Source organism: Parviterribacter kavangonensis (genome assembly GCF_056863335.1).
Window position 1 is genome coordinate 833,559 of sequence record NZ_JBXPJA010000001.1, and the last position, 23,310, is coordinate 856,868.

General features: G+C 72.1%; 24 protein-coding genes. 16 read left to right on the plus strand and 8 right to left on the minus strand.

The window, feature by feature from the left end:
* The 11 genes from pyrH (at position 1) to AC1UE4_RS04245 (ending at position 12,107) form a co-directional block, all read left to right on the plus strand.
* Positions 1 to 732: a UMP kinase gene (gene pyrH / locus AC1UE4_RS04195; protein ID WP_482915966.1), complete on the plus strand. Its 732-nt coding sequence runs from the start codon at positions 1 to 3 to the stop codon at positions 730 to 732.
* Complete coding sequence (gene frr / locus AC1UE4_RS04200) at positions 725 to 1,291, plus strand: ribosome recycling factor (protein ID WP_482915967.1); 567 nt, start codon at positions 725 to 727, stop codon at positions 1,289 to 1,291. Before pyrH ends, frr begins: the two co-directional genes overlap by 8 nt.
* A complete protein-coding gene (uppS, locus tag AC1UE4_RS04205) occupies positions 1,288 to 1,956 on the plus strand; it encodes a polyprenyl diphosphate synthase (protein ID WP_482915968.1) in 669 nt (222 codons plus the stop codon). Before frr ends, uppS begins: the two co-directional genes overlap by 4 nt.
* Positions 1,956 to 2,747 (plus strand): phosphatidate cytidylyltransferase, encoded by a 792-nt coding sequence (locus AC1UE4_RS04210; protein ID WP_482915969.1) that lies wholly within the window; start codon positions 1,956 to 1,958, stop codon positions 2,745 to 2,747. The genes uppS and AC1UE4_RS04210 overlap by 1 nt, the downstream gene beginning before the upstream one ends.
* A 25-nt stretch (positions 2,748 to 2,772) precedes the next feature.
* On the plus strand, positions 2,773 to 3,927 hold the full coding sequence (gene dxr / locus AC1UE4_RS04215) for a 1-deoxy-D-xylulose-5-phosphate reductoisomerase (RefSeq protein WP_482915970.1): 1,155 nt from the start codon (positions 2,773 to 2,775) through the stop codon (positions 3,925 to 3,927).
* Positions 3,928 to 3,963: 36 nt separating this feature from the next.
* On the plus strand, positions 3,964 to 5,046 hold the full coding sequence (locus tag AC1UE4_RS04220) for a M50 family metallopeptidase (RefSeq protein WP_482915971.1): 1,083 nt from the start codon (positions 3,964 to 3,966) through the stop codon (positions 5,044 to 5,046).
* Between the two features lie 33 nt (positions 5,047 to 5,079).
* Positions 5,080 to 6,900: an AMP-dependent synthetase/ligase gene (locus tag AC1UE4_RS04225; protein ID WP_482915972.1), complete on the plus strand. Its 1,821-nt coding sequence runs from the start codon at positions 5,080 to 5,082 to the stop codon at positions 6,898 to 6,900.
* A gap of 39 nt (positions 6,901 to 6,939) precedes the next feature.
* The gene (locus AC1UE4_RS04230) at positions 6,940 to 7,971 is read left to right on the plus strand and encodes a lysylphosphatidylglycerol synthase transmembrane domain-containing protein (RefSeq protein ID WP_482915973.1); all 1,032 of its coding nucleotides are present in this window, start codon (positions 6,940 to 6,942) and stop codon (positions 7,969 to 7,971) included.
* A 19-nt stretch (positions 7,972 to 7,990) separates the two neighbouring features.
* The gene (locus AC1UE4_RS04235) at positions 7,991 to 8,533 is read left to right on the plus strand and encodes a calcium-binding protein (protein WP_482915974.1); all 543 of its coding nucleotides are present in this window, start codon (positions 7,991 to 7,993) and stop codon (positions 8,531 to 8,533) included.
* A gap of 45 nt (positions 8,534 to 8,578) precedes the next feature.
* Positions 8,579 to 11,182, plus strand: a complete 2,604-nt coding sequence (locus tag AC1UE4_RS04240) for an ATP-binding protein (protein WP_482915975.1) — start codon at positions 8,579 to 8,581, stop codon at positions 11,180 to 11,182.
* Positions 11,183 to 11,330: 148 nt separating this feature from the next.
* Complete coding sequence (locus tag AC1UE4_RS04245; protein ID WP_482918195.1) at positions 11,331 to 12,107, plus strand: class I SAM-dependent methyltransferase; 777 nt, start codon at positions 11,331 to 11,333, stop codon at positions 12,105 to 12,107.
* Here the strand turns inward: AC1UE4_RS04245 and AC1UE4_RS04250 are convergent, their stop codons facing one another.
* Complete coding sequence (locus AC1UE4_RS04250; protein ID WP_482915976.1) at positions 12,108 to 12,941, minus strand: SDR family oxidoreductase; 834 nt, start codon at positions 12,939 to 12,941, stop codon at positions 12,108 to 12,110.
* Positions 12,938 to 14,008: an alpha-hydroxy acid oxidase gene (locus AC1UE4_RS04255; RefSeq protein WP_482915977.1), complete on the minus strand. Its 1,071-nt coding sequence runs from the start codon at positions 14,006 to 14,008 to the stop codon at positions 12,938 to 12,940. The genes AC1UE4_RS04250 and AC1UE4_RS04255 overlap by 4 nt, the downstream gene beginning before the upstream one ends.
* Before the next feature lie 29 nt (positions 14,009 to 14,037).
* On the opposite strand from AC1UE4_RS04255, the gene AC1UE4_RS04260 reads away from it, so the two are divergent.
* Entirely contained in the window at positions 14,038 to 15,015 is a 978-nt protein-coding gene (locus AC1UE4_RS04260; protein ID WP_482915978.1) for an NAD-dependent epimerase/dehydratase family protein, read from the plus strand.
* On the opposite strand, the gene AC1UE4_RS04265 is transcribed toward AC1UE4_RS04260, so the two are convergent.
* Complete coding sequence (locus tag AC1UE4_RS04265; protein WP_482915979.1) at positions 15,012 to 15,380, minus strand: hypothetical protein; 369 nt, start codon at positions 15,378 to 15,380, stop codon at positions 15,012 to 15,014. The genes AC1UE4_RS04260 and AC1UE4_RS04265 overlap by 4 nt on opposite strands.
* Positions 15,381 to 15,464: 84 nt before the next feature.
* Between AC1UE4_RS04265 and AC1UE4_RS04270 the strand changes: the two genes are divergently transcribed.
* Positions 15,465 to 16,256 carry a class I SAM-dependent methyltransferase gene (locus AC1UE4_RS04270; protein WP_482915980.1) on the plus strand — a complete coding sequence of 264 codons (792 nt, stop codon included), beginning with the start codon at positions 15,465 to 15,467 and terminating at the stop codon, positions 16,254 to 16,256.
* Between the two features lie 9 nt (positions 16,257 to 16,265).
* Here AC1UE4_RS04270 and AC1UE4_RS04275 read toward each other — a convergent pair whose 3' ends face one another.
* On the minus strand, positions 16,266 to 16,886 hold the full coding sequence (locus AC1UE4_RS04275; protein WP_482915981.1) for a class I SAM-dependent methyltransferase: 621 nt from the start codon (positions 16,884 to 16,886) through the stop codon (positions 16,266 to 16,268).
* Positions 16,883 to 17,542 (minus strand): Bax inhibitor-1/YccA family protein, encoded by a 660-nt coding sequence (locus tag AC1UE4_RS04280; RefSeq protein ID WP_482915982.1) that lies wholly within the window; start codon positions 17,540 to 17,542, stop codon positions 16,883 to 16,885. Before AC1UE4_RS04280 ends, AC1UE4_RS04275 begins: the two co-directional genes overlap by 4 nt.
* A gap of 42 nt (positions 17,543 to 17,584) precedes the next feature.
* On the opposite strand from AC1UE4_RS04280, the gene ispG reads away from it, so the two are divergent.
* A complete protein-coding gene (gene ispG, locus AC1UE4_RS04285; RefSeq protein ID WP_482915983.1) occupies positions 17,585 to 18,850 on the plus strand; it encodes a flavodoxin-dependent (E)-4-hydroxy-3-methylbut-2-enyl-diphosphate synthase in 1,266 nt (421 codons plus the stop codon).
* 148 nt (positions 18,851 to 18,998) lie between these two features.
* The gene (locus tag AC1UE4_RS04290; protein WP_482915984.1) at positions 18,999 to 19,499 is read left to right on the plus strand and encodes a VOC family protein; all 501 of its coding nucleotides are present in this window, start codon (positions 18,999 to 19,001) and stop codon (positions 19,497 to 19,499) included.
* On the opposite strand, the gene AC1UE4_RS04295 is transcribed toward AC1UE4_RS04290, so the two are convergent.
* Positions 19,483 to 20,199, minus strand: a complete 717-nt coding sequence (locus AC1UE4_RS04295; protein WP_482915985.1) for a hypothetical protein — start codon at positions 20,197 to 20,199, stop codon at positions 19,483 to 19,485. The two genes, AC1UE4_RS04290 and AC1UE4_RS04295, sit on opposite strands and share 17 nt — an antisense overlap.
* 107 nt (positions 20,200 to 20,306) lie before the next feature.
* On the opposite strand from AC1UE4_RS04295, the gene AC1UE4_RS04300 reads away from it, so the two are divergent.
* Complete coding sequence (locus AC1UE4_RS04300) at positions 20,307 to 21,353, plus strand: alanine racemase (RefSeq protein WP_482915986.1); 1,047 nt, start codon at positions 20,307 to 20,309, stop codon at positions 21,351 to 21,353.
* Positions 21,354 to 21,415: 62 nt separating this feature from the next.
* On the opposite strand, the gene AC1UE4_RS04305 is transcribed toward AC1UE4_RS04300, so the two are convergent.
* Both AC1UE4_RS04305 and AC1UE4_RS04310 read right to left on the minus strand, forming a co-directional pair.
* Positions 21,416 to 21,700 carry a hypothetical protein gene (locus AC1UE4_RS04305; RefSeq protein WP_482915987.1) on the minus strand — a complete coding sequence of 95 codons (285 nt, stop codon included), beginning with the start codon at positions 21,698 to 21,700 and terminating at the stop codon, positions 21,416 to 21,418.
* 218 nt (positions 21,701 to 21,918) lie between these two features.
* Entirely contained in the window at positions 21,919 to 23,166 is a 1,248-nt protein-coding gene (locus AC1UE4_RS04310; RefSeq protein ID WP_482915988.1) for an epoxide hydrolase family protein, read from the minus strand.
* Positions 23,167 to 23,310: the final 144 nt, after the last annotated feature.

Genomic DNA, 23,310 nt, shown 5'->3' on the forward strand with positions numbered 1-23,310 from the left:
TTGGCTCCGGCCGCCTTCAAGCGGGTCCTGCTCAAGCTCTCGGGCGAGTCCCTCATGGGCTCGCTCGAGTACGGGACCGATCCCGAGCGCGTCAAGGCGATCGCCGAGGAGATCGCGCGCGTGCAGGCGCGCGGCGTCGAGATGGCGATCGTGCCCGGCGGCGGGAACATCTTCCGCGGCATCGCCGGCGTCGCGTCCGGCATGGACCGGGCGACCGCCGACTACATGGGCATGCTCGCGATCGTCATCAACGCGATGCAGCTGCAGGACGCGCTCGAGAAGGTCGGCGTCGACGTGCGCATCCAGTCCGCGCTGCACGTCCGCGAGGTGGCCGAGCCCTACATCCGCCGCCGCGCGCTGCGGCACCTGGAGAAGGGGCGGATCGTCATCTTCGCGGCCGGCACCGGCAACCCGTTCTTCACGAGCGACACCGCCGCCGCCCTGCGCGCGACGGAGATGCACGCCGAGGCGATCCTCATGGCGAAGAACGGCGTCGAGGGCGTCTACTCCGGCGACCCGCGGAAGGACCCCGACGTGGAGTTCATCCCCGAGATCAGCCACATGGAGGCGCTGCAGCGCGGGCTGAAGGTGATGGACGCGACGGCGCTCACGCTGTGCGCCGAGAACGGTCTGCCGATCCACGTCTTCAACATGGACGACGAGCGCAACATCGAGCGGATAGTGTCCGGCGAACGCGTGGGCACCCTGGTGGCGACGAAGAGCGATGACTGAGCTGACCGATGAGCTGATCGCCGACGCCCGTGAGCGCATGGCGCGCTCGGTCGAGGCGACGGTCAACAACTTCGGCACCGTCCGGACCGGGCGGGCCAACGTGCACCTCCTCGACCGCATCATGGTCGACTACTACGGCGCGCAGACGCCGCTCAAGCAGCTCGCCACCATCAACGCGCCCGAGGCGCGGCTGCTCACCGTGCAGCCGTTCGACAAGGGCTCGATGAAGGCGATCGAGAAGGCGATCCGTGACTCCGACGTCGGGCTGAACCCGTCGAACGACGGCAACATGATCCGCCTGTCGGTGCCCGAGCTGACCGAGGAGCGGCGCAAGGACCTCGTGAAGACGGCGCGCCACATCGCCGAGGAGGGCCGCGTCGGCATCCGCAACGTGCGGCGCGACATCATGCACGACCTGCGCGAGCTCAAGAGCGAGGGCGAGGTCGGCGCCGACGACGAGAAGCGCGCCGAGTCCGAGCTGCAGAAGCTGACCGACGAGAAGGTCGCCGAGCTCGACCACATCCTGAAGTCCAAGGAAGCCGAGATCCTCGAGGTGTGAGCGACCGCGCTCGCTACGTGGCCATCATCACCGATGGCAACGGTCGCTGGGCGCAGAAGCGCGGTCTCCCCGTCCTCGAGGGGCACCGCGCCGGCGCGGACGTCGTCAAGGCGCGGCTGCGCGACGCCGTCGACCTCGGCGTCCTGGAACTGACCGTCTACTCGTTCTCGACCGAGAACTGGAACCGCTCGCCGGAGGAGGTCTCGGGCCTGATGGGCATGTTCGCCCAGCGGATCGTCGGCGAGACGCCCGAGCTCAAGGAGGAGGGCGTCCGCATGCGCTTCGTCGGCCGCCGCGAGGGCGTCGAGCCCGCGCTGGTCGAGCGGATGCAGTGGGCGGAGGCCGAGACCGCGGCCAACGACCGCATCACGCTGTTCGTCGCGTTCAACTACGGCGGGCGGGCGGAGATCCTCGACGCCGCCGAGCGCTACACCGGCGGCGGGGAGGAGGCGTTCCGGGAGCTGCTCTACGCGCCCGAGATGCACGACCCCGACCTCGTCATCCGCACGAGCGGCGAGCAGCGCCTCTCGAACTACCTCCTGTGGCAGTCCGCCTACTCGGAGCTCGTCTTCGCCGACGAGCTGTGGCCCGACTTCGACCGCGCGGCGTTCGAGCGCTGCCTCGGCGAGTTCGGCTCCCGCCAGCGCCGGTTCGGCGGCCGCTGATGAGCGCCGACCTGCGCGGCCGGATCGTCGCCGGCGTCCCCGCGGCGGCGTTCGCGCTCTTCATCGTCCTGCAGGGCGGCTGGTGGTTCGCGGCGGGCGCGATCGCCCTCGGGCTCATCTGCCTGCACGAGCTGTACCTGATGCTGGCCGACGTCCGGCCCGCGCGGCTGGCCGGCTTCCTCGGGCTCATCGGGCTCGGCATCGTGGCCCACGTGGGGGAGCCGAAGCACCTCGTGATCGTGCTCGTCGCCGTGGTGCCGGTGCTCTTCCTCATGACGATCGCCGGGCCGTCCGCGCAGGGCGGCACGTTCGGCATGGCGGCCGTGCTGCTCGGCGTCGTGTGGATCGGCATGGGGATCGCCCACGCGATCATGCTGCGCGACCTGCCGCACGGCGGCGGCATCCTCGGCGACGTCCTCGTCGGGACGTTCGTGGGGGACACCGGCGCGTACTTCGTCGGCCGGGCGCTGGGCCGCACCAAGCTCGCGCCGCGGATCTCGCCGAACAAGACGGTCGAGGGGCTCGTGGGCGGCATCGTCTGCGCGGTCGCGGCCGTCTGGATCGCCTCGTGGTACCAGGACTGGCTCGACACCGGCGAGGCCTTCATCCTCGGCTTCGCCGTCGCGCTCGCCGCGCCGCTCGGCGACCTCTTCGAGTCGTTCATCAAGCGCGACGTCGGCACGAAGGACACCGGCCGCCTCTTCGGCGCCCACGGCGGAGCGCTGGACCGCCTCGACGCGGTGCTGTTCACGCTCGTGGCCGGCTTCTACGTGTGGCAGGCCCTGCTCTGAGCGCGGGCCACTAGTCTCGGGCGCCGTGGCCCGCCGCCTGCTCATCCTCGGTTCGACCGGCTCGATCGGCACCCAGGCGCTCGACCTGCTCGAGCGCGGCGGCGACGAGTTCGAGCTCGTCGGCCTGAGCGCCGAGCGCTCGTGGGAGCAGCTCGTCGAGCAGGCGCAGGCGTTCGGCGTCTCGCGCATCGCGCTGGCCGACGTGGACGCGGCGGCGCGCGCGGCCGAGGCGTGGACGGACGGCGACGTGCTCGGCGGCGCCGAGGGCCTCGTGCGGCTCGTCGTCGAGTCGGGCGCCGACCTCGTCCTCAACGGGCTCGTCGGCTCGGCCGGCCTCGGGCCGACCGTCGCGGCGCTCGGCGAGGGCATCGACCTCGCGCTGGCCAACAAGGAGTCGCTCGTCGTCGGCGGCGAGCTCGTCACCGCGCTCGCCGAGGCCACCGGCGCGCAGATCCTGCCGGTCGACTCCGAGCACTCGGCGCTGCACCAGCTGCTCGCCGGCGAGGAGCGCGCGGCGGTCTCGAAGCTCGTCCTCACCGCCAGCGGCGGCCCGTTCCGCGGCCGCACGCGGGAGGAGCTGGCGTCGGTCACCGTCGAGGAGGCGCTCGCGCACCCGACGTGGGCGATGGGCGGCAAGATCACCGTCGACTCCGCGACGCTGATGAACAAGGGGCTCGAGGTCATCGAGGCCCACCACCTGTTCGGCACGCCGTACGAGCGCATCGACGTCGTGGTGCACCCGCAGTCGATCGTCCACTCCTACGTGCTGCTCAACGACGGCGCCGCGCTCGCGCACCTCGGCTTCCCCGACATGCGCGTGCCGATCTCCTACGCGCTGCACCACCCCGACCGCGTCGCCGTGCCCGTGCGGGCGCTCGACCTCGTCGAGGTCGGCGCGCTGACCTTCGAGCCGGTCGACGTGGACGCGTTCCCGTGCCTGCGCCTCGCGCGCGAGGCGGCGATGGCGGGCGGCACGGCGCCGTGCGTCCTGAACGCCGCCAACGAGGTCGCGGTCTACGCCTTCCTCGAAGGGCGCCTGCCGTTCCTCGGGATCGCGTCGGTGATCGAGGACGTCCTCGCGCAGCTGCCGGCGCAGCCGGTGCGGGCGTTCGAGACGCTCTACGAGGCCGATCGCGCCGCGCGCAGCGCCGCGGCGGACCTCGTCGCCGCGCACGCCTGATCGCGTCTTGAACCGCGACCCCTACCTTGTGGAGAGGTGTCCTGGTTCCTTGCCTTCGCCGGCTTCGCGGCGCTGATCATCCTCCACGAGGCCGGCCACTTCGCTGCCGCGAAGGCGACCGGCATGCGCGTGGAGAAGTTCATGCTCTTCTTCGGCAAGCCGCTCTTCGGCTTCCGGCGCGGCGAGACGTTCTACGGCGTCGGCCCGATCCCGCTCGGCGGGTTCGTGAAGATCACCGGCATGAACCCGACGGAGGAGCTGCCTCCGGAGGTGGCCCATCGCGCGTACTGGCGCCAGCCGGTGTGGAAGCGGATCGTCGTCATCTCGGCGGGGCCGTTCGTCAACCTCGTCATCGCGTTCCTGATCCTCTGGGTGCTCTTCATGGGCCGGGGCCTGTTCCACCCGGACAACACGGTGCGCGACATCGAGAAGGGCTCGCCCGCCGCGTCCGTGCTCCGGGACGGCGACCGCCTCCTGGCCGTCGACGGCAAGCGCGGTGACCGCCAGACGCTCTCGCAGCAGATCTCCTCGCACAAGTGCGCCGGCACGCCGCGTCCCGGCTGCGCCGCCGCGACGCCCGCCGTGCTGACCATCGAGCGTGACGGCGCGACCCGCGAGGTGCGCGTCGCCCCGCGCTACGACGAGGCCGTCAAGCGGACGCGGATCGGCTTCGCCTACGGTGGCGAGTGGGTCGGCCAGGACGCGCGCGAGGCGGCCGCGACGAGCATCGACCGCATGTGGGTCGTGACGTCGGAGACGGTCGGCGCGATCGTCCGGCTCTTCTACGACAGCAAGGCGCGCGACGAGGTCAGCGGCGTCGTCGGCTCCTACGAGGCCACGCGGCAGTCGTTCGAGTTCGACACGGCCCAGGCGATGCTCATCCTCGCGTTCATCTCGCTGTCGCTGGCCGTCGTCAACCTGTTCCCGTTCCTGCCGCTCGACGGGGGGCACATCTTCTGGGCGCTCGCGGAGAAGGTCCGCGGCCGCGCGATCTCGTTCCGGGTGATGGAGCGCGCGAGCGTGATCGGCTTCATGCTCGTCGGGATCCTGTTCTTCATCGGGTTGAGCAACGACATCCAGCGGATAGAGAGCGGCGAGCTGAGCCGCACCGTTCGATAGCGTCCCGCCCGGAGGTCCAGTCCGGGAGGGAACATGGAGAGCAGCACCGTCGATCACGCCGAGACCAAGCTCGAGGAGGACGTCGGCGCGACGACCGTCATCCAGGCGTTCCACCAGACCGTCGCCGAGAGCCCCGATCGCATCGCGATCCGCACGAAGGGCGGCGAGACCGAGCTGACGTGGAGCGACGTGCGCAAGCGCGTCGACGCCCTGGCCGCCGGTCTGAGCAAGCTGGGCCTCAAGCGCGGCGACACGCTCGCGCTGATGTTCCCCAACCAGGTCGAGTTCCACCTCGCGGACCTCGCCGCGATGACCGTCGGCGCCACGCCGTTCTCGCTCTACGTCACCGCGTCGGTGGAGCAGATCGAGTACGTCGTCGGCGACGCGGGCGCGCGGATCGCCGTCATCGACGCGCAGTTCGCCGACCGCTTCCTCAAGGCGAAGGGCAAGCTCGACGCGCTGGAGCACGTGATCGTCGTCGGCGGCGACGGCGCCGAGGGGACGCTGAAGCTCGAGGACGTCGAGGCGGATCCCGATCCGGACTTCGACGCCGAGAAGGCCGCCGCGGCGGTCCAGCCCGACGACCTGCTGACGCTCATCTACACGTCGGGCACCACCGGCCCGCCGAAGGGCGTCGAGCTGACGCACGACAACCTCATCAAGTCGATCGAGGGCTTCAAGCAGCTCATCGACTTCCCGCCCGAGGGCCGCGTCATCTCGTGGCTGCCCAACGCCCACGTGGCGGAGCGCAACGCGCACCACTACATCCCGATCGCGCTCGGCCTCGAGATCACGATCTGCGACGACCCGCGCCAGATCGGCGAGTTCCTCAAGGAGGTCCACCCGAACTGGTTCTTCGCCGTCCCGCGGATCTGGGAGAAGATCAAGGCCGGCCTGCAGGCGATGGTCGGCGGCCTCGAGGGCGAGCAGGGCGACAAGATCCGCGGCGCGCTCGATGCCGCGATCCAGAAGGTCCGCCTCGAGCAGGAGGGCAAGGAGGTCCCGCAGGAGCTCGCCGACGCGGTCGCGAAGGCCGACGAGGAGGTCTTCTCGAACGTCCGCGCGATGCTCGGCCTCGACCAGCTCGAGGCGTGCAACGTCGGCGCGGCGCCGACGCCGCCCGAGGTGCTCGAGTTCTTCCACGCGATCGGCGTCCCGATCGCGGAGCTGTGGGGCATGAGCGAGACGTGCGGCTACGGCACCACGAACCCGCCGCGCGGCAAGATCAAGATCGGCACCGTCGGTCCGCCGGCGCCGGGGGCGGAGATCAAGCTCGCCGAGGACGGCGAGGTGCTCATCCGCGGGCCGTTCGTCATGCGGGGCTACCGCAACCTCGACGAGAAGACGAAGGAGACGCTGACCGACGACGGCTGGCTGATGACGGGCGACATCGGCGAGATCGACGAGGACGGCTACCTCAAGATCGTCGACCGCAAGAAGGAGCTCATCATCAACGCCGCCGGCAAGAACATGTCGCCGGCGAACATCGAGTCCGAGCTCAAGAGCGCCGGGCCGCTCATCGGCCAGGCCGCGGTGATCGGCGACCGCCGCCCGTACAACGTCGCGCTCATCGTGCTCGACGCCGACGGCGCGCCGCAGTGGGCCGCCAAGAACGGGCTCGAGGGCAAGTCGCTCGAGGAGCTGGCGAAGGAGGACGCGGTCCGCGAGGCGGTCGAGAAGGAGATCGAGATCGCCAACGACAAGCTGTCGCGCGTCGAGGGGGTCAAGAAGTTCCACATCGTCGAGGGCGACTGGCAACCCGGCGGGGACGAGCTGACCCCGACGATGAAGCTCAAGCGCAAGCCGATCGCCGAGAAGTACGAGGCGGAGATCGAAGCGCTGTACGAGAAGTAGGCGTCCGACCGGCGGCGCCGTATCGTTGCTCAGGCAACGATGGCGGCGCCGCAGGTCACCCTTCCTTCGCAGTTCGCCCCCCGGCGCCTCGCTCGGCGTGCCGGCCAGGTCGTCCTGCTGCTCTCGGTGCTGGTGCTGGTCGCGGTCCTCGCGCCGGGGCTGGACGAGGTGCGCGAGCGGCTTGGCGACGCGGCGCCCGGCTGGATCCTCCTCGGGATCGCGCTGGAGATCGGGTCCTGCCTGTCGTACGTGGCGATGTTCCGGCCGGTGTTCTGCCGCCGGATGTCGCGGCGCAGCGCGTGGGAGATCAGCTGGTCGGAGCTGGGCGTCGGATCGCTCGTGCCGGCGAGCGGGGCGGGCGGCCTCGCGCTCGGCGCCTGGGTGCTCAACCGCAGCGGCATGGCGCCGGAGCGGATCGCGCACCGGTCCGTCGCGTTCTTCCTCATCAAGTCGTCGGTGAACTTCGTCGCCGTCGCGGTGATCGGCGGGCTGTGGGCGTTCGGCCTGCTGCATCCGGACCAGCCGTTCTGGCTGACCGGGCTGCCGGCGCTGCTGTCGATCACGCTCATCAGCGTCGTGCTGCTGGCGCCGCGGCTGCTGCGGGCGCCGCGGATGGCGAAGGAGGGCGCCTCGCGGGCGCGGCGCTGGCTGGCCGCCGCCTGGAGCGCGGTGCTGGCCGGCACGGGGGAGGCCGTGACGATCGTCAAGGGGCGCGACGCCGCGCTCCTCGTCGGCGCCGTCGGCTACTGGCTCTTCGACAACCTCGTCCTGTGGGCGACGTTCCACGCGTTCGGCGACGTGCCGCCGCTGTCGGTGATCCTGCTGGGGTACCTGATCGGGCAGCTCGGCGGGCTCCTGCCGATCCCCGGCGGCATCGGCGGCATCGACGGCGGGCTGATCGGCACGCTCATCGTCTATGGCGCGGACCCGGCCACGACGGCCGCGGCGGTCTTCGCCTACCGGCTCATCCTCTTCTGGGTGCCGCTCATCGGCGGCTCGGTCGGGTTCCTCTCCCTGCGGAGGGGGCTGAACGACCCCGCGCGGCCAGATCTCTGCCAGGAGAGCCGGTGATGCCTGTACCGTGGATCCGATGCGTCGCCTCATCTTCCCGTCGCTGCTGGTCGCTGCGTTCGTCCTCTCCGCCGGCATCGCGGTGGGGTCCCACATCCCCAAGCATGGGTGCACCGGCTGCGCCGACCACAAGGAATGGCCGAAGATCAACGGCAAGGTCAAGCGCGCCGACAAGCACGGGCGCAACCTGCAGGGCTCGTCGAAGAACGACGAGCTGATGGGGTGGCACACGTCCGACACGCTCCGGGGCGCCAAGGGCTCCGACGTGCTGTGGGGGGACTTCGACCCGACCGGCCAGCCGGCCACGCAGAAGGACGTCATCTACGGCGGCGACGGGAGCGACTTCATCTACGGCTCCCACGGCCACAACATCGTCTACGGCGGCAGCGGCAACGACGCGATCTCCGTGCACTACGGCTACGGCATGGTCGACTGCGGTCCCGGCCGCGACATCTACCACGTGGCCCGCTCGCGCCGGAAGGGCTACACGTTCCGCAACTGCGAGAAGGTCGACTACCGGCCGGAGCAGGTGCGCGGCGGCGGGCTCAAGCCGCTTCCCTAGGTCCGGTGTTGCAGGGCTCGCGGCCGGTCGGAGATGATCGGCGCGATGCCCGGCGAGCGTTCCAGCGCGGTTCTGCTCGAGCGCGACGGGGCGCTGTCGTCCCTGGAGTCGGCGTTCGGAACGGTGGTGGAAGGGCGCGGCTGCGTGGCGCTCGTCAGCGGCGAGGCAGGGATCGGCAAGTCGAGCCTCGTGCGGGCGTTCGCCGCCGCCGAGGCCCGTGCGGAGCGCGTGCTGGCCGGCGCCTGCGATGACCTCGCCGTGCCGCGTCCGCTCGGCCCGTTCATGGACATCGCGGACGACCTGCCCGGGCTCGGCGCGAAGCTGCGGTCCGACGGCGCGGATGCCGGCCGGCTGGTGCTGGACGAGCTGCGGGGCGGCGGCCCGGCGATCTGCGTCGTCGAGGACGCGCACTGGGCGGACGACGCGACCATCGACGTCCTCACGTTCCTCGTCCGGCGCATCGAGGCGCTTGCGGTGCTGCTGGTCGTGTCGTTCCGCGACGACGAGATCGGCCCGGGCCATCCGCTGCGACGCGCGCTGGCCGCGACGCCGGCCGACGGGACCGTCCGGCTGGAGCTGGAGCGCCTGAGCCTCGGCGCCGTCGCCCGGCTGGCGGGTGCGGACGCCGACGCGGTGTCGCTGCACACGATCACCGGTGGCAACCCGTTCTTCGTCCGCGAGGCGCTGACGAGCGGTACGGATCGGACCCCGCCGAGCGTCCGCGATGCGGTCCTGGCACGGGCGGCGCGGCTGGGGCCCGACGCGCGCGCGGTGGCGGAGCTCGTGAGCGTGTTCCCGGCCCGCGCGTCGCTGCCGGTGGTCGAGGAGTGCGTGGAGTCGGCGACCTCGGCCCGGACCGCGCTCGCCGAGTGCGAGCAGGCCGGGCTCCTCGTCTTCGACGGCGACGAGGTCGGCTTCCGTCACGAGCTGGCCCGCTGGGCCGTCGAGGAAGCGCTCGCGGGACCACGGCGCCGAGAGCTCAACGGACTGGTGCTGCGCGTGCTCGAACGGCACGAGGCCGCGCCGGCTCGCAAGGCGCATCACGCCTGGCGGGCGGGTGATGGCGAGGCGATCGTGCGGCATGGGCTCGAGGCGGCGCACGCGGCGATCGCCGCACGATCCCATCGCGAGGCGGAGGCGTTGCTGGTGGGCGTGCTCGTGTACGGAGACCTGATCGAGCCCGCGGAGCGCGCGGCGGCGCTCGAGCTCCTGTCCGAGGAGGCCTACTACGCCAACCAGCCCGAGCGCGCGGTGTCGGCGCGGGAGCGTGCGCTGGCGCTTCGCCGCGACCTCGGCGATCCGCTGGCGACCGGTGCCACGTTGCGCTGGCTGTCGCGGATCCAGTGGCTGGCCGGCGATCGTCCCGCGGCCGAGCGCGCGGCGGCGGAGGCGGTCGAGCAGCTGGAGCCCCTTCCGCCGAGCCGGGAGCTGGCGATGGCGCTCAGCAACCGATCGCAGCTCGCGATGCTCGCCGAGCGGAACGACGAGGGTCTCAACTGGGGCCACCGGGCGAGCGAGCTCGCGCGCGCGCTCGGCGACACCGAGACGCTCGTCCACGCGCAGACGAACGTCGGCATGGCGCTCGCCGACAGCGATCTCGAACGGGGCCTGGAGCAGCTCGACCGAGCGGCGAGGCTGGCGGTCGAGGCGGGGCTCGACGAGCACGCCGGCCGTGCGATGGTCAACGAGGTCTGGATGCTCAAGGAACACTGGCATTTCGCGCGCGCGAGGGAGTCGCTCGAGCGAGCTCTCGCGTTCGTCCGCGAGCGCGAGCAGACGATCTACGTCGAGTACCTCGTCGCTACGCGTGCTCTGATCGACCTGGCGACGGGCGACTGGGACGCCGCCCTCGGCCCGGCCGAGGAGCTCATCGATCAGCCGCGGCTCAGCAACGGCGTGGCGCGGATCCCGGCGCTCGAGGTCGCGGGGCTGATCCGGCTCCGGCGCGGACAGCCGGATGCCCGCGGGATGCTCGACGAGGCGTGGGCGATGGCGAGCGCCAGCGGCGAGCTCCAACGGATGCGGCCGATCGCGTGCGCACGTGCGGAAGCCGCCTGGCTGGACGGAGACGCGGATGCGGTGGATGCCGCGACGCGCGCCACGCTCGCGCTGGCGCGGGAGGTCGGGCACGAGCGGGACGCGAGCGAGCTGATGCTCTGGCGGTTCAGGGCCGGGCTTCCCGTCGAGGCCCCCGATCCGTGCCCGGCGGCGATCGCGGCCGAGCTCTCCGGCGACGAGCGTTCCGCGGCGAGCCGCTGGGACGCCCTCGGCGATCCGTATTCCGCGGCGGTCGCCCTGCTGGGATCGAGCGACGCCGAGGCCCTTCGCGACGCCATCGCGCGCCTCGATCGCCTCGGTGCGACTGCGGTCGCCGCCCTCGGGCGCGCCAGGCTGCGGCGCACGGGGGCCGCCAGCGTTCCGCGCGGCCCGCGTGCCGTGACGCGCGCGAACCCGGCCGGGCTGACCGCCCGCCAGCTGGAGGTCTTGGAGCTCGTGGCCGGCGGGCTCTCGAACGCGCAGATCGCGCAGCGGCTGTTCCTGTCACCGAAGACCGTCGAGCATCACGTCGCCGCGGTCCTGGACAAGCTCGGCGTGCACACGCGCGGCGACGCGGCGAGCGCCGCGCGCCGGCTCGGCATCCCAAGTTAGGGGCGCACGGCGCCCAACTTGGGGGTGGCGTCCCGATGCGTGCCTGCCGGGGGCGTCCGTACGGTCGGCTCGCCATCGCATCCGAGCCAGGAGGCCAGCAGTGACCGTCGTCAGCACCCATCCCCCGCTCAAGACCCGCCACCGCGCGATGTGGGCATCCGGCAACTACTCGGCCATGGTCGAGACGTTCCTCCTGCCCCTCGGCCCGCGGCTCGTCTCGGCCGCCGGCATCCGGCCGGGCATGCGGGTGCTCGACGTCGCCGCCGGCACCGGCAACGCGTCGTTGCCCGCGGCGCGCGCCGGCGCCGACGTGATCGCGTCCGATCTGACCCCGGAGCTGCTCGAGCACGGGCGCCGCCGCGCCTCCGCCGCCGGGCTCGAACTCGACTGGGTCGAGGCCGACGCCGAGAACCTGCCGTTCGCCGACGGCGCCTTCGACGTCGTGATGTCCAGCATCGGCGTGATGTTCGCGCCCCATCACCAGGCGGCCGCGGACGAGCTCGTGCGCGTCTGCCGCCCCGGCGGGACCATCGCGCTGCTGAGCTGGACGCCCGAGGGCATGCTGGGTGCGCTCTTCCGCACGATGGGCGCGTTCGCCGCGGCGCCGCCGGCGGGCGTGCAGCCGCCGCCGCTGTGGGGCAGCGAGGACCACCTCCGGTCGCTGTTCGGCGACCGCGTCGACCTGCACACGCTGCAGCGCGACGTGCTCGAGATCACTGCGTTCGAGCAGGCCCGCGAGTACGGCGAGCACTTCAGGGACCACTACGGGCCGACGATCGCCGTGCAGGCGAACGCGCGCAAGGAGCGCCGCGAGCCGGAGTTCGTCGCGGCGCTCGACGCGTTCTGCGACGAGTGGAACGTCGCGGCCGAGGGCCCGGCGCGGTTCGAGAAGGAGTACCTGCTGGCCGTCGGGACGCGGCAGTAGCTACGGCTTCTTCGGCACCCCGGTGGCGGCGCGCAGCAGCGCGTCCATCACCGGGGTGGGGGCGAAGCGCGCGAGCGTGCCCTGGACCTTCGGGCCGGCGCCCACGACGATCCGCGCCGGCGGCCGCTTCGCGGTCAGGCCCTTCTCGATCGCGGCGGCGACGCCGTCGGCGGGCGAGGCCATCTTCTGGCTGCGCGGGATGCTCTTGCGCCAGCCCGCGAGGTGCTTGGCGTAGAGCTCGCGGTGCTGCGGGGAGAGCGCGTCGACGGTCCGCTGGTACTCGTCGTCGGCGGTGCGCCACATGTCGGTGTCGGTCTGAGCCGGCTCGACGACGGTGACCCGGATGCCCCACGGGTGGACCTCGAGGCGCAGCGCGTCGGCGATGCCCTCCAGCGCGAACTTCGACGCGTTGTACGGCCCCGTCATCGGCGTGGCGACCTTGCCGCTCAGCGAGGAGACGAAGACGACCCGGCCCTTCGACTCGCGCAGGCGCGGAAGGAGCGCCTGGGTGACGGCGATCTGGCCGACGAGGTTGACCTCGAGCTGGCGGCGGAGCTCGTCGAGCGAGACCGCCTCGACCGGGCCGCCGACGACGATGCCGGCGTTGTTCACGACCCCGTCGAGCCGCGGCACGGCGCCGGGCAGGGCGGCGACGTGCTCCTCGTTCGTGACGTCGAGCGTGATCGGCCGGATGCGCCCGTCGATCGCGGTGAGCGATGCCCCGTCATCCTCCCGGCGCACGCCGGCGATGACGTCGTGCCCGGCCTTGGCGAGCCGCTCCGCGGTGACCCGGCCGATGCCGCGCGACGCGCCGGTGACGAGGTACGTGCTCATGGTGCTCTCCTCGTGATGTGCTCCGGCCGGACGTCGGACGGGGTGGGGGCGCCGAGGAGGCAGAGGCCCAGGGTGACCTCCTCGCGGAAGATGTCGAGGACGCGCTTGACGCCCGCCTCGCCGCCGCAGGCGAGCCCCCACAGGACCGGGCGGCCGATGAGGACCGCGCGGGCGCCGAGGGCGAGCGCGACGAGGACGTCGGTGCCGCGCCGGACGCCGCCGTCGACGAGGACCTCGACGCGGTCGTCGACCACGTCGACGACCTCGGGGAGGATGTCCAGCGACGCGGGAACGCCGTCGAGCTGACGCCCGCCGTGGTTGGACACCACGACGGCGGCGGCGCCGTGCTCGACCGCGAGCGCGGCGTCCTCGGCGGTCTGGATGCCCTTGACGAGCACCGGGACCGGCGACTCGTCGACGAGCTGCTCGAGCGCGCGCCAGGTGAGGCTGCGGTCGACGAGGCTGAAGAACTCCTGCGGTGTGGGGCACACGCCGTCGCCCATCGCGGCGCGGACGCCGGGCATGTCGACGTCCGGCGGCACCGCGAAGCCGGTGCGGAAGTCCCGTTCCCGGCGGCCGGCGCGCGGCGCGTCGACCGTCAGCACGATCGCGTCGAAGCCGCAGTCGACCGCCTCGTCCATGAGCGCGCGCGAGACGCCGCGGTCCTCGAGGACGTAGAGCTGGAACCAGCGCGGCGACGGATCGCAGTTGTCGGTGACCTCGCGCGGCCGGGCGGTCGCGAGCGTCGAGAGCGTGTAGATCGTCCCGGCCGCCGCCGCGGCCCGGGCCGTCGCCGGCTCGCCGTCGGGGTGCGCCAGCTTCTGCAGCGCGGTCGGCGCGACGATCACCGGCATGCTGATCTCGCTGCCGAGGACGGTCGTTCGCGCGTCGGTGCTGCTGACGTCGACCATGACGCGCGGCCGCAGGCGGTACCGGGCGAAGGCGTCGACGTTGTCGCGCAGCGTCCGCTCGTCGGCGGCGCCGCCCGCGTAGTAGCCGAGGACGCCGGGCTCCAGCCGCTCGGCCGCCTCGCGCTCGAAGTCATGGACGTTGACCAGCCGCTCCACGGCCGCGACCCTAACCTCTCCTGCCGGAGATGAGCGTCGACGGCGACAGGACCGCGTTCATCACGGGCGCGAGCGGCTTCATCGGCGCGGCGCTCGCCGCGCGGCTGCGCGACGACGGCTGGACCGTGCGCGGCGTCGACGTCGCCGCCGACCCGGACGCCGGCGTCGTCGCGGGCGACATCACCGAACCCGGCGCGTGGCAGGACGCCATGGCCGGCGCCGACGTCGTCCTGCATACGGCGGCCGTCGTGTCCGTGGCGATCGGGCTCGAGCGGCAGTGGCGGGTGAACGTCCTCGGCACGCGGCGGGCGCTCGACGCCGCGGTCGCCGCCGGGGCGCGGCGCTTCGTGCTCTTCTCGTCGGTCCGCGCGTTCAGCGACGTGTTCCCCGACGGCGCCGACGAGCGCTGGCCGGTGCGGACGCAGGGCAGCCCGTACGTCGACACGAAGGTCGCGGCCGAGCAGGTCGCCCTCCAGGCGCACGCCGCCGGCGAGATCGACGTGACGGTCGTCCGGCCGGGCGACGTCTACGGGCCGGGTTCGCGCCCGTGGGTCCTGCTGCCGCTCGAGCTGATCGAGCAGGGCCGCGCGACCCTCCCGCGCGGCGGGCGGGGCGTGTTCAGCCCTGTGTACGTCGACGACCTCGTCGACGGCGTCATCCGCGCGGCGACGAGCCCCGCGGGCGCCGGCCAGGTCTTCACGTTCACCGACGGCCACCCGGTGCCCATCTCGACGTACTTCGGCCACCTCGCCCGCATCGCCGGCCGGGGCGACCTGCGGACGGCGCCGCTGCGCGTGCTGACCGCGGCGACGGCGGTGCTGTCGCGGATCGACCGGCTCCGCGGCGTGCAGACCGAGAGCACGCCGGAGGCGATCCGCTACCTCGACCGCACCGGCACCTACTCGAACCGCAAGGCGCGCGAGGTGCTCGGCTGGGAGCCGCGGGTCTCGCTGGAGGAGGGGATGGCGCGGACCGAGCGCTGGCTGCGCGAGAGCGGCCGCCTCTAGGCCGCGGCGGCGAGCTGCTCGGCGTCGTGCAGCTCGTCGGCGAGCTGCTTGAGCGCGTCCTCGCGGCGCATCGCCGCGAAGATGTCGTCGGCGACCGTGAGGCCGAGCTCGATCTCGCGGCGGGTCCAGTCGAGGATCGTGCGAGCGTGCGCGGGGATGCGCTCGATGACCTCGCTCACCGTGAGCCGGCCGTGCGACGCGATCCACTCCGGCGTCCCGGCCGCGTCGTCGCGGAAGTCATCCAGACGCCAGTACACGTCGCCGGAGGCGGGCCCGAACAGAGCGAACCGATGGCTCAGACCGCTGCTGTAGGTGACCGTGATGCTCCGCTGCGTCGACACGACGCTCGCGTACAGGATCTCCATGCCGTCAGCGTCGGCGCCCGGCGGCGACGCTCAAGTTCTCGGTGCAGCGGATCGGAGATGGGTCCAGCCACTAGGCTCCCCGCGGTGCCGGATCTCGCCGCCCGCGTCGACGCGCTCGACTGGTACCACACCATCGATCTCACGCCCGGCCTCGCAACGCCCGGCGAGTACGACCTCCGGCCGATCGTCGACCGGCTGCCGCTGGACGTCGCGGGGTCGCGGGCGCTCGACGTCGGGACGCACGACGGCTTCTACGCCTTCGAGCTCGAGCGCCGCGGCGCGCGGGAGGTCGTCGCCATCGACCTCGCCGGGCCGGAGGAGATCGACTGGCCGGGCGTGCCGCCCGCGGCGCTCGGCGACGCGCAGGCGCTGGTGGATCGGCGCGGCGGGGCGTTCGCGCTCGCCCACGAGGCGCGCGGCTCGGCGGTCGACCTGCGCCACGTGTCGGTCTACGACCTCGACCCGGATGCGGTCGGCACGTTCGACCTCGCGGTCATCGGGACGCTGCTGCTGCACCTGCGCGACCCGATCGGCGCGCTGCGGGCGATCCGGGGCGTGGCCCGGCGGCTGGTCGTCTGCGACGTCGTCTCCGTGCCGCTCACCGTGCGGCATCCGCGGACGCCGGCGGCGCGGCTGCTCGCCCGCGAAGGCCTCCCGTTCTGGTGGATCCCGAACCGCGCCGCCCTGCTGCGGTACGTCGAGGCGGCGGGCTGGGAGGTCCGCGACGCCAGCCGCCCGTTCCTCATCCCCTGGGGCGAGGGGCACCGGCCCGCACCGGTGCGGCAGAGGGTTCGCGCGGGCGGCCGCGTGCTCGACGAGATCGTGCTGACGAAGGGCGCCCCGCACGTGTGGGTCAGGGCGGAGACGCGCGGATGAGGCGCCGCCTCAGCGCTGCGACGTGGCGCGCACGCTGATCCAGCTCTTCACGAGCGGCCCGGCGCACTCGGCGACGATCTCGCCGCCGGGGAAGAGCGCCTCCAGCTCGCGGCGGCGCAGCAGCGCGATCTCCTCCCAGTCGCCGGCGACGCCCAGCCGCCAGTAGGGCCGGCGGAGCGCGGGCGGGAGCCAGTGCGCGAAGGGGAGGAGGGCGTGCGGCTCGACCGGGAACGAGAACGCGGGCGTCTGGACCCACCAGCCGCGGCCGACGCGCATGACCTCGCGGGCGAAGGCCGGCCGGTCGGCGGGGGAGACGTGCTCGACGACGCTGCTCGAGTGCACGAGGTCGAAGGCGCCGTCGTCGAAGGGCAGGCGCTCGGTGGCGTCGGCGCGGACGAACGGGCCGGGGTAGGACGGCCGGTCGACGAGGTCGACGCCGGTGATGTCGAGCTCGGGCTCGAGCGCGCGCAGGCCGAGCGTCCCGCACCCGACGTCGAGGATCCGCACGCCCTCGCCTGCGCCGGTGAGGGCGCGGAACCGTTCGTGCCGCCGCGCGCGCGCCCGCGCGGCGACCCGTGAGCCCAGCCGCGCCCGCAGACCGGGCTTGGCCGTGCCGTAGACCTCGCTCAATCGCTGAGGAACAGGTTCAGCAGCGAGATGAAGATGTTGATGATCGAGACGAAGATGCCGGTCGCCAGCCAGACGACGTCGTCCTCGGTCGCGTGCAGCCGGACGTACTGGAAGTCGACGAGGATGAGCAGCGACGACACGGCGAGGACAACGACCGAGATCAGCGGCGACAGCGTCCCGAGTCCGCCGAAGAGCAGCCCGATCAGCGAGATCGCGACGGCGCCGAGCACCATGAAGGACAGCGGCCGCATCCAACCGGAGAGGTCCTTCGAGACGACGGCGCTCAGCGCGCCCATGCCGAGCACGGTCAGCGCGGTGATGCCGGCGGCGCTCGTGATCGCGCCCGGATCCACCTCGGAGGCGTACGCGATGACCGGCCCGAGGCCGAGCCCGATGAGCAGCGCGACGGCGCACAGCCAGCCGATCCCGACGCTGCCGTACCGCAGCCGCGGCACGAACGACTGGGCGATCAGCATGCCGAGGCCGGCGAACGAGAACGCCCGCGCGGTCCCGACGGAGAGATCCCGTCCGATCGCCGTGCCGACCACGCAGAAGCCGAGCGCGATCGCGACGAGGAACAGCACCTGCGCGAGGATGGTCGCGGTGCTCGCCCGTGCCCGGACGTCGCCGACGGCCGAATCGAAGTAGGAGCTCATGGGCGCAGTGTCGCAGTTCCCGCCGCCTACACTGGCTCTTCGATGGCTTCCGAGCGGCAGATCCACGTGGGAAGCGTGCCCGTCGGCGGTGGCGCGCCGGTCGTCGTGCAGACGATGACGAAGACCGAGACGGCGAACATCCCCGCCACCCTCGAGCAGATCCGCACCGTCGCTGACGCGGGCGCGGACGTCGTGCGCTGCGCGGTCCCGCGCGACAAGGACGTCCAGGCGCTGCGCGAGATCATCCCGCAGTCGCCGATCCCGATCATCGCCGACATCCACTTCAACCACACGCTGGCGCTGAAGGCGATGGATGCGGGCGCGCACTGCATCCGCCTGAACCCCGGCAACATCGGCGGTCCCGACAAGGTCGCCGAGGTGGTCGCGAAGGCCAAGCAGCTCGGCACGCCGATGCGCATCGGCGTCAACTCCGGCTCGCTGCCCGACCACCTGCTCGAGCTCGAGTTCGAGAACCCCGTCGAGGCGCTCGTCACCGCGGCCGTGGAGTTCGTCGAGCTGATGGAGCGCCTGGACTTCACGAACTTCAAGGTCTCGATGAAGTCGACGAGCGTCCCGAACACGATCGCCTCGAACCGGCTGCTCGCCTCGAAGATCCCGTACCCGCTCCATCTCGGCGTGACGGAGGCGGGCACGAAGTGGTCGGGCTCGATCAAGAGCGCGGTCGGCCTCGGCACGCTGCTCGCCGACGGCATCGGCGACACGATCCGCATCTCGCTGTCGACCTTCCACGCCGAGGAGGAGGTCAAGGTCGCCTGGGAGATCCTCAAGGCGCTCAAGCTGCGCGACCGCGGCCCCGTCCTCATCGCCTGCCCGACGTGCGGCCGGCTGCAGTTCGACATGGACTCCGTCGTCGCGGAGGTCGAGCAGCGCCTGCAGGCCTACGACGATCCGATCGAGGTCTCGGTCCTGGGCTGCGGCGTCAACGGGATCGGCGAGGCGCGCCACGCCGACTTCGGCATCAGCGGCGCGAAGGACGCGGGCGTCGTCTTCTCGAAGGGCGAGCCGCTGCGCAAGGTGAAGACCGAGGACCTCGTCGACGTGCTCTTCGAGGAGATCGACAAGTACTACGCGGCGGGCAAGAAGGTCGTCCGCGACGAGAGCAGCGCGGCCGAGGCGGCGCAGTGGGTCGTCGACAACGAGGACCTGACCGCGGAGACGCCGGAGCGCCTGGCCGCCGCGGAGGCCGAGGCGGCGAAGGCCGCGGGCGGCGGCGAGAGCCTGCTGCGCCCGGACGAGGCCACCTCGCCGACCGCCGGCCGGCGCTTCAAGCGCCCCAGCGCGGCCTAACGTCCGATCACACGGGCGCCGGCGCTCCGCCGACGCGCGCGGCGGCGCCCTCATTCACGCTGGTGCGGAAGTCACCCGATGAGTTCACCGGCTGACCGCGGTCTCCATGGGCGAGACTGCTTGTTCGACTCGCTTTGGAGGTCGCGCCATGCCCATCGTCCACAAGATCGTCCCGAACCTCTGGTTCGACACGGAGGCCGAGGAGGCGGCCGAGCACTACTGCTCGATCTTCCCGAACGCCCGGGTGCTGGGCAAGACGCACTACAACGAGGCCGGCCCGCGCGAAGCCGGGATGGTCATGACCGTCGAGTGGGAGCTCGAGGGGATGCGCTTCGTCGGCATCAACGGCGGGCCGGACTTCACGTTCAGCGAGGCGGTCTCGTTCCAGATCACCTGCGAGGACCAGGACGAGGTCGACTACTACTGGGAGAAGCTGTCCGAAGGCGGGTCCGAGGGGCCGTGCGGGTGGCTCAAGGACAAGTTCGGGCTCTCGTGGCAGGTCGTCCCGCAGGGGATGGAGGAGGCGCTGAGCTCCGATGACCCCGACCGGGCGCGGCGGGCGATGGAGGCGATGCTCAAGATGGGCAAGCTCGACATCGCCGCCCTTCGCGCCGCCGCGGACGGGACCGCGTCTACTTCGACCGCTTGAGCGTCAGCTTCCAGTCGACCGTGCCGCTCGCGGTGCGGTCGACGCCGAGGTTCACGACGGGCCACGTGCTCGGGCCGAACTCCTTGTGCGCCTTGATGACGAGCGAGCCCTTCTTCTTGTTGAAGACGTCCGCGCTGCGGTACTTCGCGTCGAGGTTCGGGAAGGAGCTCTCCGGCATGCCCTCGGGCGTGATCGTCATGCAGTCGTAGAACTCGAGCTTCTCGTTGCGCATCTGCGGCGCGTAGCCCGCCGTCCACGTCATCTTCCCGAGCGCCGCCGAGAGGATCACGTTGTAGGTCGGCAGCTTCGTGCCGCAGTCGCCCTTGTGCGGAGGCGCCTGGTCGCCGCCGCCGCACCAGCCGCCGGTCGTCCCGGCGATGACCGTCAGCTCACGCTTGTTCGGCCCGTTCGACTCGATGCCGTAGTCGCGCGGGTCCGCGACGGCGACGCCCTTCCCGAACGTCCACATCTCCGAGCCCTTCACGAAGCTCTGGACCTTGACCTTGAAGGGCGCGCGCGACTTGATCGTCTGCGACAGCGAACCCCAGCCCTCGTAGTAGTGCTCGCCCATGCAGTCCTTGAGGCTGACGCCCTTCGGCTGCTTCCACTCGGCGGTGCGGGTTGCTTCGAACGTGCCCGTGAAGGTGGCGGTCTTGGCTTGCGCTGCCGTGGTCGATGCGAGCGCGAGCGCGGCGGCCACTGGGATCAGGAGTCGTGTCGGGCGGGGCATGGGGGGATCGTGCGCTTCGGCACGGGGTCGTGGCCACGGGGGATCCCCTAGACCCGTCCCCGGTAGCGTCGGGGCCGATGGCGTTGCCGACCCCATGCCTCGTCCTCGACCCGGTCGCGGTCGAGGCGAACCTGGAGCTCATGCAGTCGCGTTGTCGCGCTGCGGGCGTGGCGCTGCGCCCGCACGTCAAGGGCCACAAGTGCGCGTGGGTGGCGGCGCGTCAGGCAGACGCCGGCGCCTCGGGCTTCGCGGCGGCGACGCTCACCGAAGCCGAGGGCCTGTTGCGCGCGGGCCTCGGCAACGACGTCCTCCTCACGAGCGTCGTCTCCTCGCGCGCGGTCGGGCGCATCGTCGCGCTGCAGCAGCTCGGAGACCTGGCGGTGGTCGCCGACGACCTCGACTTCGTCACCGATCTCGCCGCCGTCGCCTCCGACGCGGACACGACCGTCCGCGTCTCCATCGACCTCGACATCGGCCAGCACCGAAGCGGCGTGGGGGACCCGTCACGCGCGATCGAGCTCGCGACGGCGCTCACCGCATCCGGCGAGGGCGTCCGGTACGCGGGAGTCCAGGCCTACGAGGGCCACCTCCAGCTCCTCGATCCCGACCGGCAGAAGACCGGCTACGAGTCGGCCGCGGCCGCCCTCACCACCGCGCTCGACGCGCTGCGCGACGCCGGCCACGACCCACCGGTCATCACGTCGGCCGGGACAGGCACCGCATCCCTCGCCCTGGCCGGCGACAGCCCGATCACCGAGATCCAGCCCGGCTCCTACGCCCTCATGGACGCCACCTACGCGACGACCACCGGAGGCGCCGGCTTCCAGCAGGCCGTCCACCTCCACACCACCGTCCGCTCCCGCCTCGCCGACGACGCCGTCATCGTCGACGCCGGCTTCAAGGCCCTCAGCACCGACTCCGGCCCCGCGCTCGTCGCCGATCGCGACGCCGCCTGGGCGTCGGCCGGAGACGAACACGGCCTCGTCCGCGGAGACGTGGCAGACCTCCGCCCCGGAGACGTCATCCGCCTCGTCCCGTCGCACACCGACACGACCGTCGCGCTCCACCGAGCGCTCTGGCTCGCCCACCGGCAGGTGGACGCGGTGGCGCTCCCGCTCTTCTGATTCCGGCGGCTGGTCCGACCGGGCCGCGTCTGGCGCAGCCCGGCCGGACTTGATGCCGCCCTCTAGAGGTCGGACGGGTCCTCGACACCGTCCCACGGCGGCCTGCACGCGTCGCCCGGGTTGAAGAAGCGAGCGCTGCCGCCCGGGGGCTCCTCGCCGAAGCTCTGCGTCCGGCCGCCCGGGGCATCGAGGTTGAGACCGGAGGTCGAGCAGATGGAGTTCGCCTGCGTGGCGGCGCCGGTGCGCTTGCCGTGGGCGTTGTACTCGCCGGCGGAAGCGGGGACGGCGGCGGCCACTGCGATGGCGGCTGCGCACGGGGCAGCGGCCAGGAGGCGCTTGAAGGGCACGGGGAACGATCCTTCCGTGGAGTGGTTCGGGATGACGCCGACTCAGCGTCGATCCGAACCTACGTAGGACGCCGGGCGCGGTCAAGCGCGTGGGGGGCCTCCCCGAACGCGAACGCGTATGCCTCGGCGCCAGGTTCGAGGAACGAGATCCAGCGTCCGCTCGGCGGGGCCGAGTGGCCGGGAGTTGAGCCACTCGGTCGCCCCGCCGAGCGACGGCATCACCTCAGCGAGCGGAACGTCGCGCGCACGTCCGCGGAGAGCAGGTCCGGCTGCTCCCAGGCAGCGAAGTGCCCGCCCCGGTCGTGCCGCTCGTAGTGGACCAGGTTGGGATACGCCTTCTCGGCCCAGCTCCGCGGGACCCGGTAGATCTCGTCCGCGAAGGTGGTCGCGCCGACCGGGACCTTCACGCCCTTGACGGCGAAGAACGGCAGCTTGTTCTCCCAGTACAGCCGTGCGGAGGACACGCCGGTGTTGGTCAGCCAGAACAGCGAGATGTTGTCCAGGATGTCGTCGCGCGTGAGGTCGCTGGGCCGCTCGAGACGCTCCTCGAGGACCTGCTGGACCAGGCCGGGCTGACCGCTTCCGTCGCCGTGGTCGAGGATGAACGCGGCGAGCGCCACGGGCGAGTCCGCGAGGCCGTAGAGCGTCTGCGGACGCGTGCCCATGATCAGCCCGTACGCCACGTGCGTCGCGAAGAACTTGAGCAGCTGCTCGTACGTGCTCCGCTCCTCGTCCGAGAGCCCGTCCGGAGGCGGACTGCCGACGAACGACGAGGTGAACAGCTCCGGCGGGATCACGCCCGGCATGTTGGTGTGGATGCCGATCAGCTCCGGCGGCGCCGGCTCGGCCGCCGCGGGGTCGGCGCGGCCGCCTGCCATCGCGTCGACGACGATCGCGCCCCAGTCGCCGCCCTGGGCCCCGAACCGCTCGTAGCCGAGGCGCTTCATGAGCTCGACGTACGCCTTCCCGATGCGCACCGGATCCCACCCGGCGCTCGTCGGCTTGCCGGAGAACCCGTACCCCGGCATGGATGGGATCACGACGTGGAAGGCATCCGACGCGCTCGCGCCGTGCGCGGTCGGATCGGTGAGCCGGCCGATCAGCTTCAGCTGCTCGACGATCGACCCGGGCCAGCCGTGGCAGACGACGAGCGGGAGCGCGTCCTCGTGCTTCGAGCGGACGTGGATGAAGTGGATGTCGAGCCCGTCGATCTCGGTGACGAAGTTCGGCACGGCGTTCAGGCGCGCCTCGCACTTGCGCCAGTCGTACTCGGTCGCCCAGTAGCGAGCGAGGTCCTCCATGAGCGCGAGCTGCACGCCCTGCGAGTCGTCCTCGACGGTCTCCCTGTCGGGGAAGCGCGTCGCCGCGATGCGCTTGCGCATCTCCTCGACGTCGGCCTCGGGGATCTCGACCGTGAAGGGGCGGATCGTCGTTGCGCTCTCCGAGCGTTCGACCGTGGTAGCCATGGGGTTCTCCTGGCTTGGGATGCGGTGACGGACGAAGCGTCTCCGGGTTGTCCGGCCACGGCGCCCGTCGAAGCCCCGGTCCCGGTCACCGGGCTGGTTCCCCGGCGGCTCCCCGGGGCGTTCCCGCCTTGGACCTCCGGCCTC

Excerpts from the sequence above, each read along its gene's own strand:
- AC1UE4_RS04300 (WP_482915986.1), top strand. The coding sequence starts at position 20,307 with ATGGCGTTGCCGACCCCATGCCTCGTCCTCGACCCGGTCGCGGTCGAG.
- AC1UE4_RS04245 (WP_482918195.1), top strand. The coding sequence starts at position 11,331 with ATGTGGGCATCCGGCAACTACTCGGCCATGGTCGAGACGTTCCTCCTG.
- AC1UE4_RS04265 (WP_482915979.1), bottom strand. The coding sequence starts at position 15,380 with ATGGAGATCCTGTACGCGAGCGTCGTGTCGACGCAGCGGAGCATCACG.
- AC1UE4_RS04225 (WP_482915972.1), top strand. The coding sequence starts at position 5,080 with ATGGAGAGCAGCACCGTCGATCACGCCGAGACCAAGCTCGAGGAGGAC.
- AC1UE4_RS04250 (WP_482915976.1), bottom strand. The coding sequence starts at position 12,941 with ATGAGCACGTACCTCGTCACCGGCGCGTCGCGCGGCATCGGCCGGGTC.
- AC1UE4_RS04230 (WP_482915973.1), top strand. The coding sequence starts at position 6,940 with ATGGCGGCGCCGCAGGTCACCCTTCCTTCGCAGTTCGCCCCCCGGCGC.
- AC1UE4_RS04260 (WP_482915978.1), top strand. The coding sequence starts at position 14,038 with ATGAGCGTCGACGGCGACAGGACCGCGTTCATCACGGGCGCGAGCGGC.
- AC1UE4_RS04280 (WP_482915982.1), bottom strand. The coding sequence starts at position 17,542 with ATGAGCTCCTACTTCGATTCGGCCGTCGGCGACGTCCGGGCACGGGCG.
- AC1UE4_RS04235 (WP_482915974.1), top strand. The coding sequence starts at position 7,991 with ATGCGTCGCCTCATCTTCCCGTCGCTGCTGGTCGCTGCGTTCGTCCTC.
- frr (WP_482915967.1), top strand. The coding sequence starts at position 725 with ATGACTGAGCTGACCGATGAGCTGATCGCCGACGCCCGTGAGCGCATG.
- AC1UE4_RS04290 (WP_482915984.1), top strand. The coding sequence starts at position 18,999 with ATGCCCATCGTCCACAAGATCGTCCCGAACCTCTGGTTCGACACGGAG.
- AC1UE4_RS04240 (WP_482915975.1), top strand. The coding sequence starts at position 8,579 with ATGCCCGGCGAGCGTTCCAGCGCGGTTCTGCTCGAGCGCGACGGGGCG.
- ispG (WP_482915983.1), top strand. The coding sequence starts at position 17,585 with ATGGCTTCCGAGCGGCAGATCCACGTGGGAAGCGTGCCCGTCGGCGGT.
- AC1UE4_RS04310 (WP_482915988.1), bottom strand. The coding sequence starts at position 23,166 with ATGGCTACCACGGTCGAACGCTCGGAGAGCGCAACGACGATCCGCCCC.
- AC1UE4_RS04210 (WP_482915969.1), top strand. The coding sequence starts at position 1,956 with ATGAGCGCCGACCTGCGCGGCCGGATCGTCGCCGGCGTCCCCGCGGCG.